This is a genomic window from Erysipelothrix sp. HDW6C (assembly GCF_011299615.1).
Lineage (GTDB): Bacteria > Bacillota_I > Bacilli_A > Erysipelotrichales > Erysipelotrichaceae > Erysipelothrix.
On the sequence record NZ_CP049861.1, the window covers coordinates 1,705,657 to 1,724,837 of the forward strand.

Below are 19,181 nucleotides of genomic sequence, written 5' to 3' on the forward strand. Positions count from 1 at the left end.
TTATTCCTCCAAGTCGTAATTTGTAATCAATACCTCGTTTACATTGCCTCTGCCATCTCCATTTGAGTTAATGCTTCTTCGAGCTGTTACTATTTTGATATTAAAACATTCATTGGAATATAGTTCATGTACCTTCGGTACATCAGAGTTTGACAACATTAGATGCACTCCTCTCTCAGTTAGTTCAAGACATAAATCTCTCAATTCGATTTGATCTTGAAAAGAGAACCCATCTTTTTGGTAGCTTGTAAACGAAGCTGTCTCAGAAACCGGAATATACGGTGGATCCAGGTAGACAAAATCACCTGCTACAGGTATTGCCAAAAATTTTTTATAATCAGTGTTATGGAAATGAATTTCCTTATTTTTTAAATATTTTGATACACTTTCGATATTTTCCTCTGTATAAAAAGACAACTCAGTTTTCTTGGCGAATGGAACATTATTGTGACCGGAAGAATTAACTCTATATAACCCATTATATCCAGCTTTGTTCAAAAAAAGAAATCTTGCCGCTCTAAATGTAGGTGTTAAATTCTTTAGTCCAACTTTACGGTCTAATTGCCTTATATAATAATAATAGTCTTCATCTTCGATCAATTCTAAGGCCAAATCATCAACTATAGTCATGAGTTTTTTAGGTGAGTTTTTTACACGAACATACAAATTGATTAGCTCACTATTTAAATCATTTACATACGCAATTTCGGGTTTAAGCGCAAACAGAAGTGCTCCTCCACCTAAAAAAGCTTCAAAATATCGATTATACTTCTTCGGCATATTTTCTTTTAATTCTGGCAACAATTGTTTTTTACCGCCAACCCACTTTACAATACTATTCATTTTGTTTACCTCTTGTTGAATTATAGCATAAATCACGATTAAATGAGGCGTGTATATGATGCATTCGTCCTAACATAAATTTCTTAAGAAGTGATCTCACTCAGAATCTTAGATACATCCATTTCAATGTCATTATTGTCATGCTGCAAAGGACGAGTACTTTTAAAATAGTTGTTATCTGTATAGAGCTCATTTTTATTCTTCTTATCTTCTTTTTCTATTTCAATTGCAGCTGAAATTCTGTTATCTATATTAATAAATTTGTCTTTTAAGATTGCAATATTCGCTGGTATGTCATTTAAAAGTGCTCGAGATTCATTGTATAGAAGATTATAAATCATGTATTCGCCATGCGGGTAATAATGTTTATTTTTAAAGAACATTTCAATCTCGGATTCAAGTTTCTCGTTGAGTAATATGATCATATCAGTTTGTGAGCTAATAAGTTTTTCCTTCTTTATTTCGTCGTTAAAAAAATCGCTATATTTATAATCTGAAAAAATACTTTTATAAATTAAATTAATGAGCGTGCTCAAATTTTTAGAATAACTCAGTCTATTAAGGACACAAGCTGACCACAATTTTAGAATTTTTTCTAACTCTACGACTTTGTAGCTATCAATGAATATTTCATTAAGAAGTTCACCATCTTTAATTTTAAGAAGAATGTCAACCTCTGAAAAACGTTTCTTCAAATCATTAATATAATCTGTATTTGTCAGAAGATCGTATTTTTTTATTGAGTTTGACTCATTGCTTGATTTTGCAATTTCTAATACTAGATTGCTTTCCTTTTTTAAGTCGACTTCAATTAATTTAACGGGAACTTTTACAGCGTCCATACTTTTAATCGCATGTCTCGACAAATATATACTACACATCGATTGCTGACCATTAATTACAATAGGGTTAGTTACCCTACAACTACCTGCAGAATTGTCTTGGAATTTATCACAAAGAATGACTAAACCATTATTTTTCAAGAGCATTTCGTTTGGATGATTTAAAAGTGTACGTGTAATCTCTTTGTTAATTTCAGAATCAATTAAAAAGCCACGTACATTACCATTAAACAGTCTTTTCAGTTCAATATTAATCTCTGATTCATAGTTAATCATATCTACAATACTTTTCCCCGAAAGTGTTCCTACAAGTACATTAACCTCGCTACCTTGGTTTGTCAAAACAGTCTCATAGCAAGAATTACCTATATTCAAGTTCACCGCAACATCCTCAAACATATTATTTATCAAAGTATTTTGAATATCTGTTACTTTTTTATATAATTTATCCCCACTGATAATTTTGAACTCTATTAAATGCAACTTTCCATCAAACACTCGTCGGAACTCATCATATAGTGTTTTTTCCTTTTGAGTTGGAATATTCATACATGAAATATATACCACATATTTAACTTTTTTATTCGGGGAAACGCTCAAACACTTCATTATCCTATCCTGAATTATTGATAAATCAGAATATCCATTTACCTCTTTCACATGTTCTCGTTCGATTATATACCTCTTAAAACTCTCGAAAAAAGCGGTGATGTCACTGTTCGAAAACTTATCAGAGAATTTACATTGAAGGCCTTCAATTATTATTTCATCACCTTCAATAATATGGAAGCCATCCAACTTACCGTCTTCTCCACTCGCAGAATACTCGTAAGCACCATTTACTTTTCGCTTACTTCCTACCCACCAATTTTCAATAATATCTAGGATAGGCCGTTCAAAAATAAGTGAGGATGAGAGAATTTCAAAAGCAGTTGATATTTTCTTATCCTGATCTCCACTAATTAAAAATGAATCTAATATCTTGTCTATAACTCCATAAAAATTATCTTTTTTTACCATTTTAAGACCTCCACCTTGCAATATATTACAAATATAATAGTGACATTTCTATCATTCAAATCACCCACTACTATACTCTAAAAATTAAATTAAATTTGTCAATCCGGAATTACGGTTCCATCCCCTTGTTTACCAGCGAATTATAAACAGAAACTATCTCGTTAAATTGCTTATCTGTCGGCACTTTACCTCTAGTATGTAAAGCAATGGCCATATCAAGCATTGCTTCATCTTTAGGTGTTAAATAGAGGTACTTAATTCCCCATTCTTTTGCTGCAATCCAGAGATTTAAATCTTTATTCACAACGAAATTCATTGAGTCAACTGTGCTTTCTGTAACATCTTTGGGTTTAATAATTTCTTTAGTAAGCAAAGTATTATTAAAAGAATCATTGAACGTCCAAGAGTATGCTTTTGCACGCTTCCAAGCCTCATCCTTTTTCGCCCATTCCGTTACGTTTTGTGTGAGTCTATCATCTCTAGTTAAAAAATTATAAACTTCTAAGGTCGTAACCTCTAGTTGTGATTCTAACTCTGAAAACAATGACTGATTCATCCAAATTCGATTCAAATCAATCTCTAGCTTTACTTTTTTTGCGTGGTTTGAAAGTAACGCAATTGAATAAGCAACAATGTTTGCACGATAAGCCTTAATTTCTTTATACCATTCCTGATTCGAGACTAATTTCTCAGTTTCTCTGAACAGAATTGCTTTAGCTACTAACTCTTTAAAGAATTTCGCATTAATGTCTGAGGAATTCTTTGACCACAATCCATCATCACCATTACTGCCTTGAATTTTCGCAGAAAATAATCTGGTAACTGTTTGGGCCCCTCTACTTACATTTTGCGGCTCACCTTCGAAAGTCATAAAATATTTCGCAATATCTGTCTTTTTAAGAACTTGGTTTTTAGGATTCTTGAGCCTCCAAGCCTTAACTTGGCTATCAGTCAATTTCATTTCTTGGACTGTATATTGCCCTCTTGCTCTTTCGTAGAACCACGATGTTTGATATTGATTCCCATCAACAGCAGGAGCCAGATTTTTCTCAGAAAGTTCCTGAATTTTAACATGAAATGGATGATTACTGAAAAAGTCAGATTCATCGACTTTATTTTGTGAATTTGACGTTCTCGCAATTTCTGGTACAAGTTGTTCAGCAACTTCAGTATTCTCTAGAATAGATAGTTTCATCATTACCTGAACCTCTGATAAATCTGCTTTGTCTTTCAATAGAGCATTAGCCAAGGAAGCGGTTGTTTGTCCACCGTTGACAATCTGCAAATTATTGATAGTTGTGATGAGAATTTCGTTCCCACCGAGCATAGTCTCAATACCATCACCGGTAACCGTAATTCCATTATTGAGTATAAAAAACTTCTTCGGTTCACTTAATATTGTCTTTCTAATTCCTTTGTTAACTTTACCTCTCACGCTCAAAAATGCTCTAACGTTCCCTTCAAGAATTTGGGTTCCTTTATCCAAATAAATACGTGCAAGCAATTCTCCCGGTATAGTAGCCAGATAACTTGTAAACTCATTTTCTTTTTGAGTTGATAGTATCCCTTTTATTCCTTCATACCCATAATCCGAAAATGTAATGTTGACGGGTTCTTTCTCAAATCCAGATTTCGCCATATCAAAAAGGCGAGACGCGTCGTAAACATTGTATTCAACAGGTATTTCATGAATGTCTTCTCTTTTCGAATTCTTAAAACGACTGGAGAGTTGTTTATTAGTTAATATGGAAATCTTTATCTTCTTTAAGTCAAAATCATGTTCTAATTGTTCGCGATTTTTATAGAGCGTGTTAATTTGACTGGCTACCTCGAAACCAACTGAACTCTCCTCCCATTGGGAGTATTTTCCTTCAATACCAACATAAACTAACTCTTCAACACCTTTGATAAGGCTGTCTAGTTGTGATGACCTCAATTTATCATCCATCGATGCTAAATCATCTACAATAAAGAGAGTGTACGAGCCATCTGCATCGTCATAATAAAAACCATTAATTTCGACTTTCCTGTTTTGTCGGCCTGTTTTCTTAAAATAGCCAACAAAGTAATCCGTTATAACTTCTGACTCCACAAGCATATCAGCAATTTTAACTAAATAAGCCTCTTCTATAGATGTTTGGTGTACATTTGCTTCAACTTGAGCATCAGTCGTAAAATCACTTATAAAATCGTAAACATTCATATTAATCTCCTTAGATTTTTTAGATAGTTGATTCTGTAAGACTATTTAAAGATAATGCATATTCGACTTTAACAACCTTCTCCGGAATATTGTTTTTTACGAGTCGAGGGAAACTATCATTCACCAAATAGAACTTTGTCGAATGATGAATATAACGAAAATTGTTGACATAACTTAAATCATCTAAAATTTGACAAACATCTAAATCAAGCTTGCTTAAAGAAGTATAAAATTGAATCTTCTTCTGTTCGTCTTCAAGTTTTTCAATAACTGAAGAGAAAATACTCTTTAGATTGATTGCTTTATTGTTAACTTTACTTGTGCCCTCATAAGACGAAACGACCAGATAACCCTCTGTTTCAGAATCGAGTTGTTCAATTGAGGAAATTTTTACCGTATCCGATCCAAATGAAATAGCCTTGGCCTCATACCAGATTCCACTTTCAAATGTAAAATCTTTGCTAGCCATTTTCGGACCAATCCAAGCATCAATAGCTTGGTTTGGTCCATAGAGTTCAAAAAGATAACTGTCCAATAGATTCAATTCATTAATAAGTCCTTTGATTACATTCTCAGGAACATCCTCTCTAAGAGGTTTAAACATGTCTAACCACAATATGTAACGATTGTAGACGGTTTGTATTGTTGCGGATGTTTCATTTTTAACAATTGATTCAAGGTCTACTGCGAGAGTTATAAAGATGCTCAGTAACTTCTCATCTTTCAATTCAAGTAAAAACATAGTCTTATTTCCTTGTACTGACTTCGTTGATTTAATGAAGATGGTACTTACAAGCTCAATTTGAATTTCATTATCCGTTGTCGCTATGGCAATCGCATAGGAGTCAAAATGAGTCCCAGCATACAATGTTACATTACTGCCTATTATTTGCTTTGTAAAAGCAGAATTTTCGCCTTCTGTTCTAATCTTATTCCTTCTAAAGGTCTCGGCATACTCATCTAATCTTTTTATGTCCATATATGCTTATTCATCCTCCACTTCTAATTCATCTGACTCTAGATATATCGTGTTAACAGTATAATCAATATACTGTGTCCGCCCTGTACCTAAATCTGGAATACCTACGGAAATTAATGGAATCGGATTATTTACGAGTATTTTATCCTTGAATTTTGGTACTATGAAGTAAATCATTAAGATTGGTTTTCTATTAATACTGGCACTAAAATAATTTCGTTGCGGAATACTCTTTTCCTTACTTATTCTCTCATCCTCTATTATCTCTACTTGGCTATCTGTCAGACCATAACGACCATCATTAGGGCTTCCTAATCTAGACGATGAATTTTTAAAAATTCCTTCTGAAATTGTATGCTCAATAACTTTTCTCTCCAACGCTTGACCAGCTATTCCATTTTCTAATGTATATTCAATCTTAGACTCACCCTGCGCGAAGGCGACATCCCAGAGTTCTAACTCCTCCATATCATTCTTTTCGAGCCAATTTATAATGAGTCTTCGATCAAATCGCGAAGCAGTATCCACAACACTGTATTCATCTAAAAATTCTATGATTGATGATTTTTTAATGTCCTTTAAGCCTTTGCCAATTTTCCTACTCTTTTCTTTAGGGTACAGCTCTTCTGAATAATATTTCTGGTTTTTATTGAGGAAGTTGTTGATGGTCCGAACGTTATGAGAAATAATATTTTCATCATAAACATTGAATACTGTAGTCTCTAAAATATCCTTATTGAAATTTGCTTTTGCGGTTATTGCCCCGCTATTCCTCATTTTATTTCTTGAAGTAATAATTAGTCCCGTCTGTCCGCTTCTAACTTTGATACCAAAGTTCATAGGGGTAAGACCTTTTAAAGAATTATCACGTAAATCATCTTTTAACTCTCTTGTGGCTGTTGCGATAAACTTAAAATCATCAATAACTTTTGAAGTCATAAATACTCTACATAAGTCAGCATAATTATTGCGATAGCCAAACCAACGACCCATTTGTAGTAATGAATCATACATAACTGAGTTTCTGTAATAGTAACTAATAATTAATCCCTCTAATGTCAGTCCTCGAGCTAAAGAGAAACCACCAATTATGATAGCACGAACACCCTCTTCTGCTCCAACTTCATAATTAAGACCTTTATTTTGCGCATTAACTACCTCTACAGTAATTCTATGAACTGATTCATGCATATTCTGTAGAATTTGTTCAAAACTAAACCCGCTAGTTTCTGTATATTCAGTTTCAAAACTTTCCCGCATTGCACTGATAATCGAATCCGAGTTATGTTGCAAGGCGGATCCTTTCCCATATAATTTAATATGCAATTGTAGTTTATTTACGTACTCCAACACCGCAACTTTAATTCTGTCATGAATAAGGACAAAGCGACTTGCATTAATCAACATTGACCGATGTGTGGTAGTCGCTCCACGTAAATCCCTTATAGTATTTGCAATAAAAAACAATCTGACTGCGTGTTTTAGAGTTGGTGAAAGAGTCGTATAATTGTAATCTCTTTTATGTTTTAACGGTAGTGTATCGTCTTCTTTAGAGTGTTCCATCTCTTTAACCATACCACTATGAATTGCAACCTCTTCATCATCTGAAAACATAGATTGTAAGCCAATATACTCACTTGACTCACCTAATACGTATATGTAATCCTTTGGAAATAAGTCTTGTAAGTCCATTTCTTCATCATTCTTCGGATTAATAAAGATGTTAGCGAAAGGTGTTGCAGTAAAGCCAATATAACTATTACGATTAAATAGAACTAGAATTTCTCTGATTGCTTTGTTAATTGCAGTTGGTGTCTCTTCCTGCGCTCTTGTGTTAATGCTTGCAAAATCAGCTTCATCATCAATTAACAAAAGTGAAGAATCAATTTTGCTGTTATGTTCGTTTTTGCTGTATTCAATCAACCACTTTTTAATATTTTTGAGTGATGTGGAGTTTTTCTTTGTAACAATAACAACCGGTCCCTTTTGCGAGTCAACAGATAGCTGAATATTTCTGGCTGAACCGACAGTAAAATCTCCTGTTCTACTCGTTATATAGGTAGGTGTAGCAAGCTGGTAATTTATATCTTTAGTAACCTCTACACCAACATTTTTTCTCCCAAGTCCTTCTTCGATTCTAATTTGGGTTTGTTCACGAAGTGTATTTGTAGTTCCAGTTAAAACGATGATTAACTTATAGTGTACATCACCCGCAATATTCATTAATCCAACATAGTTTGCTGTTTTCCCAGACTGAACATCCCCTACGATTAGTCCTTTCCTTTCCAATGTCCCTTCTGTATTTGGGTTACCAGCCAAATCCATTATTTTGTATAAATTTGTTTGCATTTCTTGCATGACGGCCAACGGAAAGTGTTTCTCTAGTTTCAGATAGTCACGATATCGTTCCCATCGTGTATAACTTTTATCTTTATAGAAATCGTGAATCCAAGGAGATATCTTATCCTTCCCTTCAACCGTAACACTATCACCCATTGAAACGCGAATAGTTTTTATTGCATGTTCAACGATCCTAGTATAGTCAGCATCACCTAAAGCCTCAAATCGCTTCATATTGCGGAAATCTTCAGCAAGTTCAATAATCTCCGGTTCGGTTTTAATTGTATTTTCACCAATACTGGTCATTATAAATCTCTCAAATAATTCAATTATTTTCATGTATTTTCTCCAATTCTAGTGAAAGTCGTTTTTGTGCTTCATCGTTTGACATATATGGTTCCATCTTCTTCAAACCCATCAATAAACTTCTTTGATTTCCTATACCTAAGAGATTTGAATCTTCGATGAATTCTTCTAGTTCTTTCATTAGGTTTTCTTGTTCAAAGCTTTGAACAGATCCATTTGCCACTCTTGAATAAAGTGCTTGAACAGGGAGATTATTTTCTAACCCTTTTGTAATAGTGGTAAAAATTAGTGATTGTTCTTTTGAAAGGTCATTTTCAAATTGTTTAATGAGACCATTCTCTGAATTCATCTCAATAAAAAATGTTCCTTCACGTGTATCCAAGAGTTTCCAAAAAGTGTCATCTTTAGTCAATTCTTGCCTTCCTTTATGAGTATTCACCTTACGAGAAACATTTTCTCCATCTGTTATCGCAGATAAGAGATTTTTCCTAATTTTACTTGGTACAGTCGCTCGACTTTTCATAATGTCGAGTTCCCAAAGATAATCAAGTGAATTTGGAAGGTCAACCTGTATTCTGAGATTCTTTGCCAATTCAGATTTGGAGTTAAGACCTAAATAATCCCCCCAAACAATAAGTCGTTTATTTCTATAAATATAAAATCCTTGGGATTTATAATGTTCATTTGTTTTGCCCACTTGTCTTTTGTCATTTGGCGACAAATTTGAATAGTGTGGAATTACAACAGGTGATAAATATAATTCTTCTCCGTCGACAACTATTTTTTTCTCTTGTAGTTCTTGTGTTCCTGGATGAGACCGTAAAAAGGGGTCCTTAGGAGATATTGCCTGTCCGTTAATACTGATTTTTAATCTATTTCCTAATAACCTATGATATACAAGGGATATATGTTCACTTGCTAGACCCATTTGCTCCTCTAACTCTGTTTGCTGATTCACAGAAGAATGTTTAATTCTATCGAATACTTGCCACATCACTAGGGTTCCAGAGTTTTTGTCTAAGAGGGTTGATACATTCGGAATTTGATGAATTTGTTCCATTGAAAGCAGTTTAACGTTAAATTCTTGAGTTTGAAGTACATAATCTAAATCCCACTGCAGTGCCTCAAGATGCTCACCTTGTTTACTTAATACTGTAAGAAGTCTGCACTGAGAAAAACTAGCTGATTTTAAACCCATACCAAATCGTCCAAGATCATCCTTAGCACGCGTTTCTGTTGGATTCTTGCTGCCAAGACGCATAGCATTAATTAACTGATCGTGATTCATTCCAAAACCATCATCAAAAATTTGTATCATCGGTGAACCTTCGAATGACAGTAAAAAAATATTAATATTTTGCGAATTAGCACTTAGCGAATTATCAATAATATCGGCCATTGCTGTCTCGAATGTATAACCAATTGAACGGATGCTCTCAATCAGATTCGATGCACTTGGAAGTAAAAGTAAATCATTACTTGTTTCCATTAAGAATCCTCTTTTCTATGTGATCTATTGCGAGAAAAATCTCCTCAAGAACTGGAACACAGATACTATTCCCTGCTAGCTTGTATGTCTTCTCCCCACTTAATCCCTTTACTTTCTCATTATTGATTTTATCGAACTGTGAATTAGGAAAACCCATTAGTCCGAAGCATTCACGTTGTGTTAGGTATCTGTAAGGTCTCTTATTTTCATATCCCCACTTTGTCTCGATTAAACCTGCATTAGGATTTCGATCCTGTTTTGTGGTAATTGTTCTAGCAATAGCACCAGTGAATTCTTGTTTTTTTGTTTCTGGATCATATGTAACTATAATTGGATTTCCTATTGAGTTGTATGTCTTGGTTTTTTCTTTGATTACCCCATGTATTTTTTTTCTACTGCGGGTGTAGTTGGGATGTACCAGAATTTGCTCATCAATGTACTTATCCAAATATATGAATTCATCAATTTTCTTTTGAACACGAATATTTTGTCTTGTTAAATTGTTTTCTTCTAGCAAATAGGTCTCAATTTCCTCTTTTACTTTTTTATTATTATCGATTTTTATACTTAACATATACGCACGTCGTCTTTTTTGAGGAAGACCAAATTCCGAAGCATCTAACAACCATTTTTTGGAGTCATCCTCATATGAAAAATGATTGTAGTAACCCAAACTTTCCAATTTATTCAACCATAATGTAAAATCTTCTTTATGAGTTTTAGAAAATACTTGCATAACATTTTCCATGAGTAAGAATTTAGGTAATTCCAAATTGGAATCTATGCGCTCTTCTAGGATTCTTTCTATTTCCCACAATAGCCCGGATCTTGTTCCTCCATCTTTTTGGATACCATTATTTCCGGAATTATGAAATGCAGCACCGACAGACAGATCTTGACACGGGAATGAATAAGTCAACAAATCTATTTCCTTTGGTAAACTTTTTCCACTCAATTTAGTAATATCTGTAAAGTGTTTCTTTTCGCTTCCATTTATTGCTTGATATAAAAGTCTTAATTTTTCAACGGGTGTTTGAACAAGTGATCTCTCAGTAATTGGATTTTTTCCATTATTTGAGAGTGTCAAATTTCTAAGTTTATCAATGAGTTCCTCCTTACTCATTCTCTTTATATTTTCATCAATTCTGTTTCCATGATGCATTAAATGGTATGCGATGATTGCGCCAATTTCCCATTCAACCGTAGCTAATACAGTAAAATCTATCCCTATGTTTTCAAGTGCCTGTCTCTGAGAACCAATACCCGAAAATGTCTCAACAATTCTCACAATTAACCTTACCCTCATCTCTATTAAATCTAAATCACACTATTAAAGCTAAATCACGATTTATCCCATTACTGATTAACAAAACACAATAAAATACCAAATCGTTTTTACTCATCGAAGAATATTATTTCATCTGTATAAGTACTAAATTTTCTCTCTCATGATTTCCTTTGCTTCGGAAATGTCAATTCTTGCTTTATGTCCATGCTTTTCAAGCATGTGCAACAAATTAGCACCGTTCAATAATGTGATTGGTTTGTCTTTAGCAAAGTCATAAGAGTCATTTCCATAATTAGCGGTTGTTACCAAAATCCCCTTGGTTGCGCCTTCATTCATCACAGTTCCATATAAATCACGAACGTTTGCGACACCTACTACATTTGTATATCGCTTTGCTTGAATCACAATTTTTCCTCCTCGGATTGGATCAGGATCAAATGCAATTGCATCAACACCACCATCTCGACTCGATTGAGTGATTTTGACTTCACCACCATTAGCATTGAATTCTTGTTCAAAAACTTCTCGAATCAAATTTTCAAAGTCCTGCCAATCCATAGCAGCCAAATTGCTTTCTTCATTCATTTCACTAGTTACAGAGTATGAATCGATAAATCTGCTATCATTTTTAGAAATTGTCATAACTGGGGCTACTGGAGTAATAAGAGCAATTTTTGTTGCTGACACGCCTTTTGCACTCTTGAACCAAGCCTTGGCGTCGATATTTTTCAAATCTAGATTATTAAACTCACTTCTATTTACCTTTACAGACAAGATGCACGGTTCAATTCTCTTTCCAGTTGTTTTATCAATTGTATTAACCCTACCATTCAAGACTATCGATTTAATTTTCCCATAACTTTCGCTACCGAAAATGCGTTCAAATACTAATAAAACTATTTGGTACACAACATCATCATAAAGAGTATTTAGAGCCGTCTTAGATATCATGGTTTGTTTAAAATCATCACGAGATTTAATATATGTAACCGACTTTAGAGTGGGCATATCCTCAATCACAGGAAAGTAATAATCTACTACACAAATCCCTGACTCCGGATCAAATTCCACATCGTATTTATGCTTAAAACTAATTGGATAATTAATAAGATCTAACGTCTCGAGTACAAAATCAACAACTGTATCCCTATCTGCTTCTTTATGCTTTTGAATAAAGATATCAATTCCTTTGTGTTGCTCATTTATTATTGACTCAAACTGCCTTTTTCTATCTTTCCATTCTTTTAATTCCTTCTTGTACTTTGCCTTATTAGAATCTTGAATTTTTGCTATTCTACTATTCTCTTCCTCTTCCATTCTATTATTGATCTTATCAGCTTCGTTCTTTGCGATAGTCCATTGAGAAAGCGCTTCAGCAAATCTATCTTGATTACGCTTCGCGTGATCATTTGCTTTCTTCTTACTTAACTTAGTAAAAATACTCATCTTCGCATTGAAAACTTCATCAGTTGACACTGGTTTTCTTGGAATGTTGACTAATTTCAACTTGTTCTTCTTCACTCTCGGAGGCAAGAATGGGTCTTCTTCTTCAAACTCAGTATTGTCGTAGAGATTATTCCACTTGAAGAAAAGCTTATCTTTTGAATGTAAGAGGGACTGTGATTTTTCGATTATCATCTCTGCTTCTGCAGTTTTATTTTTTGCAATTTCTGTTTTATCCTCAATCAATTTTCTTGACTTTTCTTTCTTACTCCTTTGTTTCTCAACTTCCTTTTTTCTCAGCCATTGCTCGTCCCATTGCGCCTGAATAGCATCACATTTTAAATTAACTTCATTCCTTGATTTTCCTTTGACCACTCGGTATTTATTCAGACCGTCGTGTATTAACTCTCGTTCGTAATTTGCCATTTTCCCTCTCCTATTTATCAGTTGTATTAATCTTATATAAACTATACCAAAAAGCGTCTCTCAAATGAAGCTCTAAAAGCGCGTATTCTTGTAATTCAAATAGAAAAAGCACATCGATTCATACTACATCTGCGAATTTTTAAAAAAAGTCATTTGTTCGTTTTGAACAAATGACTTTTTGTTTGAAACTAAATGATGCTTGAAACTAGTTCCTTATACCAGTAGAAACTCTTCTTTGGATATCTAGGAAGTCTTTTATCATCAAAATCAACTCGCACAAGCCCATAACGTTTCTCATAACCATTAACCCAGCTATAGAGATCCATCGTTGACCAAGCGTAATACCCTTTAACGTTGCAGCCTTCTGACTTAGCTTCCAACATCTTATCAATGTATGCTTGCATCATCGCAATGCGCTCATCATCCTCGACATAACCGTTCTCATCTGCTGTTTCATAACAACCGTGACCATTCTCTGTAATATAAACTGGGATATCACCATACTTATTCTTGATATCAAAGAGTGTATCATACATACATTGTGGATAGATTTCCCGTCCCCATAAGTTGCGTTGTGTTGTAAGATCAAATGAATTCTCGAACCATCCCTTGATGCGGATTCCTTCTTTCATTGAAGAACCTGCACCTTTATTATTGTGGAATACTTCAGTTGGTTCATCACTTGAATCAGTTACATAATAGCGGTTGTAAACGTTCAGGCCTAGGAAGTCGATAGTCCCTTCCCTAAAATCGAAAGTATCATCAAATTTCATGAAGGATGTATCAATACCAAATTCTTGGAGTTGAAGAATTAGTGATGCTGGTAATACACCATTAATTGCGGTATCAAGTATGAGATTGTTGTAGAAATTCTCTGCAATGAGTTTCACGCGCTCAGGATTCTTCGTGATCGTGTCAACTTCAACATTACAACTATCATGGGCGATACCAATCTCACCCTTTAATTCAAGACTCTTATAGATTTTGACTGCTTTCGCACTTGCCAGCACTTCATGGTAGATGACCGTGAAATAACGTTGGAAGTCTTGTTTGTGGTTGGGTGGATAGTTTCCTACAATGTTGGAACAATACGCATAGTATCTTAATTCGTTGATGGTGACCCACAGCTTTACGCGGTCTCCAAATGCCTTGAAGCAGACTCTTGCATACTCAGCGAATGCATCAACAATTGTGCGATTCGCCCAACCGCCCTGCTCTGCTAAAGCATTGGGTAGGTCGTAGTGAAAGAGTGTGACATTCGGCTCAATACCATTGAGAAGACAGTAATCTATGACACGATTGTAGAAATCAATGCCTTGTTGATTAACCGCACCTATCCCCTCAGGGATAATACGCGCCCATGAAATTGAAAAGCGATAGGTATTTTGACCTGACGCTTTCATCAGGTCTATGTCTTCTTCGTATCGATGATAGAAGTCACAGGAAACATCTCCTGTTGCTCCATTAATATTTAAGGGATTGCCATGACTGAAGACATCCCATTCACCCAATCCTTTGCCATCTGCATCCCACGCACCTTCACATTGATAAGCTGCGGTTGCGCTACCCCATAAGAATTTTTCTGACATTATTGTTCCCCCTTTACAATGCGAAGTGCGCGATCTTTATCGAGTAACAATGGTCGATAATAAAGCGTTGCATTACTTGTAGGAAGAACATGTTTTGGCAGGTTAATACCCAGTTCATGAATCATGTATTGGCGGCGTGCTTGAATGCGTTGCCACATCTCTGGGTAGTCGGTAGCAATAGCGTTTCGAAGACTTTCGTCTGCGAGCATAATTCCAGATTCACAACTTGCGCCCGCATAACCACTTATGGATGGGATAATATCAATTTGGAAGATCATCCCACTTTTTATCTTTTCAAATGATTCAGGGTATATCGGGGAAGCCATCCATTCTTCGTCTGAGCAGAGATGTCCTGGGTTAAGATACCACCCATAGTCTTTTTGAGGGAAATTTTGCGCAATGGTTTGATACAGCGATCCACCTGTTGATTCCAACTCAATTGATTGAACCCATGTTGTTACCGCATGATAGTACGGTATTGCAAGGCGTTCTAGGTAGTCATTTGCGTGGTTGGGTAATTGACTCACATTTGAAACTGCATAGCCGCCACGGCTCTGTAATCCACCCTTGAAGCCTGTTGTCATTGAGATTGCGTCACCAATCGCAATGCGTTTATCAGTTGGGTAAATGTTTGCATCAATAAAACGTTCACCGGATGCCAGTATCGTGACAACATTATGGTATTGTCCATACGCATCCAAGTGGGATGCAACATCCATTTCCGACACACCCTCTTCAAGTGCATTCATTGCATTGAGGATACTGTTACCAGCCAATGCAGCACCAAATTCATAGTGAGCCAGTTCGTTTGCATTATTCGTTTGTCGTACACCATGCTCACCAATGAAAATTGCAGTCTGATTGGTAATTATTGCTTGGGGTGCAACAGTCCGCAATGCTTCAACAATAAAATATGGCAAATCAACAATACCAAGATTATCCTCGGATGTACTGGTAAATTGCTTCCATCCTACAAGTCCAATTGCCTTCGCTTCACCCAACTTGCAGTCACTTAAAATATCTGCAACTGTTCGTTGTTCAAACATGGGTTGGTTTGGCAATGATAAATGTGGCATGTGAACAGGTGTTACAGCAATCCGTGCTTTGGATGCTTTATTTAAGTTTTCATTGCCAAGAACCATATAGGCTTCACCACTTTGATGGAGCACTAAGAGTGCTTCTTCAAATCGCGGCACAAATCCAGCAAGATATTCAAAGTTACCGCCATGTTCAAGATCGGCATAAATCACCAATACATCTTGTTGTTTTTCTTTCATCTTCTTGACGACCTTGCTTAACCGTTCACGAATCGTCGCCTCTGTAATCATGACCGGTTTTAAACCGACTTCTAATTCTGGTTGGTTTACTTTTTCTAACGTAATCAAATCTTTACCTCCTAAAATTTACTATGAACATACTCGATTCAGCAATCGACTGATTCAGCCAATTGCTGAACTCGTTAAATATTATCGATTGGGAACATTGGACGCATAATGCGTTTAAAAGGAATTGCTTTTGTATCTTGAGGTGTTGGGCCATCCGTGAGTGACATGACTGCCCACTTTGAATTTGCTTCAAGATTTGGGAAGATGTACCCTTGTTTAACAACAATGACATCATAGTCATTCCATGATACACCAGCACTCGCAAATTGTGGTTCTTCACAAAATGGTGCATTACAGTCGGCAACAACAATATCTATAAGGGTATCCTTAACACGAACAAGAACACAGTCACCGACAACATCCGAATTCTCAGTTTCATAGAAACCGCCTTTGAGACTTCCTTTGCTTAGTAAGATCACATCCAACGGAACAGACTCGGTGAGATCATTGAATCCCATTCCAAGATTTATTTGAATTTGTGAATGGAGTTCATGACTTAAAAGTTCACGCAATGTGCTTTCGTCATGAATCGATGCGAAAAGATAGCGTTTGCTATTTCGATTTTCATGACTCAAAAGTTGTCTTAAAATAAAGGTATTCCCACCGTGTGATCCTGAGGTTACATTATCCCCAGAATCAGTGACAAATACTGGCGAGCCCTCAAATTCAATGGCAGCCTGCAGTGCATCATCGGGTTGCATTGTTGTCCCCGTATAATGGAATTCATGACGACGTTCCCAAATAAAATCATAGATTAAATCTGCTTGCTGCGATGCGTACGCTGTGTGTTCTAATGAACGTGGCACAACGACAACACCACAACCGGCAACATCTGTATCATGACGCAGATATCCTACATGCCATGAACAACTCATGATTCGCGGATCCATTTCAATCTCATTGAGAAAGTGATTGATTGAATTTACTGGTTCGTCTTTGGATACACTTTGCTCCCCACCTAAGATGAGGGGAAGTTTTCGATAAACTGGTTTTGTGTAGTTGCGTGACTGAATGGTATCAATTAACAATTTCGCAACACCGTTAACCGTATCGTCCATATCTGTGTGGGGTGTCTCACGATAACTGCGAATAATCGTTGTATTGTCGACATATGCTTGCGACAAGTTCCCATGTGGATCACAGACAATCGCAATCGGTAAATAGTCACCTACCAAATCTCGAATGCTTTGAAGAATGTGATGATCACCCGATCCGCCCAGCAAATCCTCGACCTCACTTGCACCATGAAGATGAAGGAATATTCCATCCAACGTATCCATGTTCTCTTTAATGTCTCGGATCAGACGGTTATGAATGTATGTGTATGCATTCTTTTCAATGATACCTGCTGACCCTGAGTTTGCATAAATAGACGGTACGATTTCAACACCGTTGCGTTCAAATACGTCGCGACAACGCATGCGATCAATACACTTTTGTCCAAATGCCAACTCGTAGTCTTCCAATTGACAACGGGCGGGAATATTGGCATTGGATTCGGTCATAAATTGTCCAACAAGTACTTTCATGACTATTGCTCCACCACTAATGTTTTATCTTTCTTAATGATGATTGTTGTGACTGTAAATGCGACAACAACTGCAACAATACCAACGACAAGTGCTACGATTAAATTGGTCATTGTGCCATCTGGATTTAAGAAGAATAAGATTGTAAGAATACCAGGACAAAATCCCATAACATAGCTCTTAAGTCCAAAGATTCCTGCAATCAGACCTGCACTCACAGCACCTGCTGCCGTACCAATAAGAACTTTTGGTCTCATAACAAGGGCACCATAGAAAGCCGGCTCCGTGACACCACAGATACCTGTGATGGCTGCTGAAGCAGTAACACCACGTTTCCCTTTATCTTTTTTCATTGCGAATGCGACAGCAAGTGCTGTTGCGCCAACTGATAAGTTAGAGATGAATCCCATAACAACTGTAATTGGATCATAACCCAGTGTTGCTACAGATTGGAATCCAATTGGTGTTATGGCTTTATCAATACCAAGCATAACCATGTAAGGATAAAGTGCTGAAAGAATTGGCATTGCAATAAACCCAGCAGTATCCATTAACCAAACAATTCCATTCGCTACTGCACCACTTAATTGTGTTCCAATTGGCCCCAAAACAATAATCGTAATCGGTGCTACCACAATCATCGTTAAAAGAGGTTTTAAGAAATAACGAATCGCTTCCGGTAGAATTTTTGTGAATAATTTGTCTACATAATACATTAAGAAGACACCCATGATTACAGGAAGAATACTGCTGCCATAATCAACGGTTGGAATGGCAATCCCTAAGAAGTCCAACCCTTCGACGCCACTGATTGCAGGACTTACAATGAACGCTCCCAGTAATGCTCCCATGATTGGTTCCATTTTTAGTCGTTTCGCTGTTGTATATCCGAGATATACAGGGATATACATAAATGCAGCTGTAAAAATACCCGTCAATACTTCAGCAGTACCACTTTCCATACTTACACCAAAGTAGTTAATCAGTAAATTACGAATTACAAGAATTAACCCACCCGTGATAAGGGCCGGAACAATTGGCATAAAGACGGCTGCAGAGAAGTTTCCGACAGCATTAACATAATGCATAATCTTCTTCTCAGATTTTTCTTCAGTCGATTTCACTTCTTCTTTAACGATAACTTCATTAAATTTCGAGACTTCTAAAAAATCATTGTATGCTACGTGAACATCGGGTCCGATAATAACCTGAATTTGATCACCTTTATTAATTGTTCCAACGACACCTTCTATTTCCTTAATGGCATCTTCATTAATCTTATCTTTGTTTTTATAATGAATTCTCAATCTTGTTGCGCAGTGTTCAATGTGTGAGATATTTTCAACCCCACCAACATTCTTTAACACTTGTTCTGATAATAATTTGTACTTCATTTGAATTTTCTCCTTTTCACAAGCCGTAGCTGTAATTAAGAGGTTTAGCCAGCCGCACTGTAACTATCCAATCTGAGTATCGTTAACCACCTCCTTTATGATAGT

12 protein-coding genes are annotated in these 19,181 nt (G+C 35.9%); all 12 read right to left on the minus strand.

Annotated elements, in window-relative coordinates; translation table 11 throughout:
- A complete protein-coding gene (locus G7062_RS08170) occupies positions 1 to 843 on the minus strand; it encodes a DNA adenine methylase (protein WP_166065422.1) in 843 nt (280 codons plus the stop codon).
- 83 nt (positions 844 to 926) lie between these two features.
- Entirely contained in the window at positions 927 to 2,705 is a 1,779-nt protein-coding gene (locus tag G7062_RS08175; protein WP_166065423.1) for an AIPR family protein, read from the minus strand.
- Between the two features lie 109 nt (positions 2,706 to 2,814).
- Positions 2,815 to 4,908, minus strand: coding sequence for an AIPR family protein (locus G7062_RS08180; protein ID WP_166065424.1), 2,094 nt, complete (start codon positions 4,906 to 4,908; stop codon positions 2,815 to 2,817).
- Positions 4,909 to 4,927: 19 nt separating this feature from the next.
- Positions 4,928 to 5,887, minus strand: a complete 960-nt coding sequence (locus G7062_RS08185; RefSeq protein WP_166065425.1) for a PD-(D/E)XK motif protein — start codon at positions 5,885 to 5,887, stop codon at positions 4,928 to 4,930.
- 6 nt (positions 5,888 to 5,893) lie between these two features.
- Complete coding sequence (locus G7062_RS08190) at positions 5,894 to 8,566, minus strand: Z1 domain-containing protein (RefSeq protein WP_166065426.1); 2,673 nt, start codon at positions 8,564 to 8,566, stop codon at positions 5,894 to 5,896.
- Complete coding sequence (locus tag G7062_RS08195; RefSeq protein WP_166065427.1) at positions 8,553 to 10,022, minus strand: ATP-binding protein; 1,470 nt, start codon at positions 10,020 to 10,022, stop codon at positions 8,553 to 8,555. The genes G7062_RS08190 and G7062_RS08195 overlap by 14 nt, the downstream gene beginning before the upstream one ends.
- Positions 10,009 to 11,310: a DNA (cytosine-5-)-methyltransferase gene (dcm, locus tag G7062_RS08200; protein ID WP_166065428.1), complete on the minus strand. Its 1,302-nt coding sequence runs from the start codon at positions 11,308 to 11,310 to the stop codon at positions 10,009 to 10,011. The genes G7062_RS08195 and dcm overlap by 14 nt, the downstream gene beginning before the upstream one ends.
- 144 nt (positions 11,311 to 11,454) lie before the next feature.
- Positions 11,455 to 13,179, minus strand: coding sequence for a restriction endonuclease (locus tag G7062_RS08205; protein ID WP_166065429.1), 1,725 nt, complete (start codon positions 13,177 to 13,179; stop codon positions 11,455 to 11,457).
- Between the two features lie 188 nt (positions 13,180 to 13,367).
- Positions 13,368 to 14,768, minus strand: coding sequence for a glycoside hydrolase family 1 protein (locus G7062_RS08210; RefSeq protein WP_166065430.1), 1,401 nt, complete (start codon positions 14,766 to 14,768; stop codon positions 13,368 to 13,370).
- Positions 14,768 to 16,153 carry a Xaa-Pro peptidase family protein gene (locus tag G7062_RS08215; protein ID WP_166065431.1) on the minus strand — a complete coding sequence of 462 codons (1,386 nt, stop codon included), beginning with the start codon at positions 16,151 to 16,153 and terminating at the stop codon, positions 14,768 to 14,770. The genes G7062_RS08210 and G7062_RS08215 overlap by 1 nt, the downstream gene beginning before the upstream one ends.
- Before the next feature lie 74 nt (positions 16,154 to 16,227).
- A complete protein-coding gene (locus G7062_RS08220; RefSeq protein ID WP_166065432.1) occupies positions 16,228 to 17,682 on the minus strand; it encodes a M81 family metallopeptidase in 1,455 nt (484 codons plus the stop codon).
- Positions 17,683 to 17,684: 2 nt separating this feature from the next.
- Positions 17,685 to 19,076, minus strand: coding sequence for a PTS transporter subunit EIIC (locus G7062_RS08225; RefSeq protein ID WP_166065433.1), 1,392 nt, complete (start codon positions 19,074 to 19,076; stop codon positions 17,685 to 17,687).
- Between the last annotated feature and the right edge of the window lie 105 nt (positions 19,077 to 19,181).

Coding starts and splice junctions, on each gene's coding strand:
- G7062_RS08185 (WP_166065425.1), bottom strand. CDS start 5,887: ATGGACATAAAAAGATTAGATGAGTATGCCGAGACCTTTAGAAGGAAT.
- G7062_RS08190 (WP_166065426.1), bottom strand. CDS start 8,566: ATGAAAATAATTGAATTATTTGAGAGATTTATAATGACCAGTATTGGT.
- G7062_RS08205 (WP_166065429.1), bottom strand. CDS start 13,179: ATGGCAAATTACGAACGAGAGTTAATACACGACGGTCTGAATAAATAC.
- G7062_RS08180 (WP_166065424.1), bottom strand. CDS start 4,908: ATGAATGTTTACGATTTTATAAGTGATTTTACGACTGATGCTCAAGTT.
- G7062_RS08195 (WP_166065427.1), bottom strand. CDS start 10,022: ATGGAAACAAGTAATGATTTACTTTTACTTCCAAGTGCATCGAATCTG.
- G7062_RS08225 (WP_166065433.1), bottom strand. CDS start 19,076: ATGAAGTACAAATTATTATCAGAACAAGTGTTAAAGAATGTTGGTGGG.
- G7062_RS08220 (WP_166065432.1), bottom strand. CDS start 17,682: ATGAAAGTACTTGTTGGACAATTTATGACCGAATCCAATGCCAATATT.
- G7062_RS08170 (WP_166065422.1), bottom strand. CDS start 843: ATGAATAGTATTGTAAAGTGGGTTGGCGGTAAAAAACAATTGTTGCCA.
- G7062_RS08175 (WP_166065423.1), bottom strand. CDS start 2,705: ATGGTAAAAAAAGATAATTTTTATGGAGTTATAGACAAGATATTAGAT.
- G7062_RS08210 (WP_166065430.1), bottom strand. CDS start 14,768: ATGTCAGAAAAATTCTTATGGGGTAGCGCAACCGCAGCTTATCAATGT.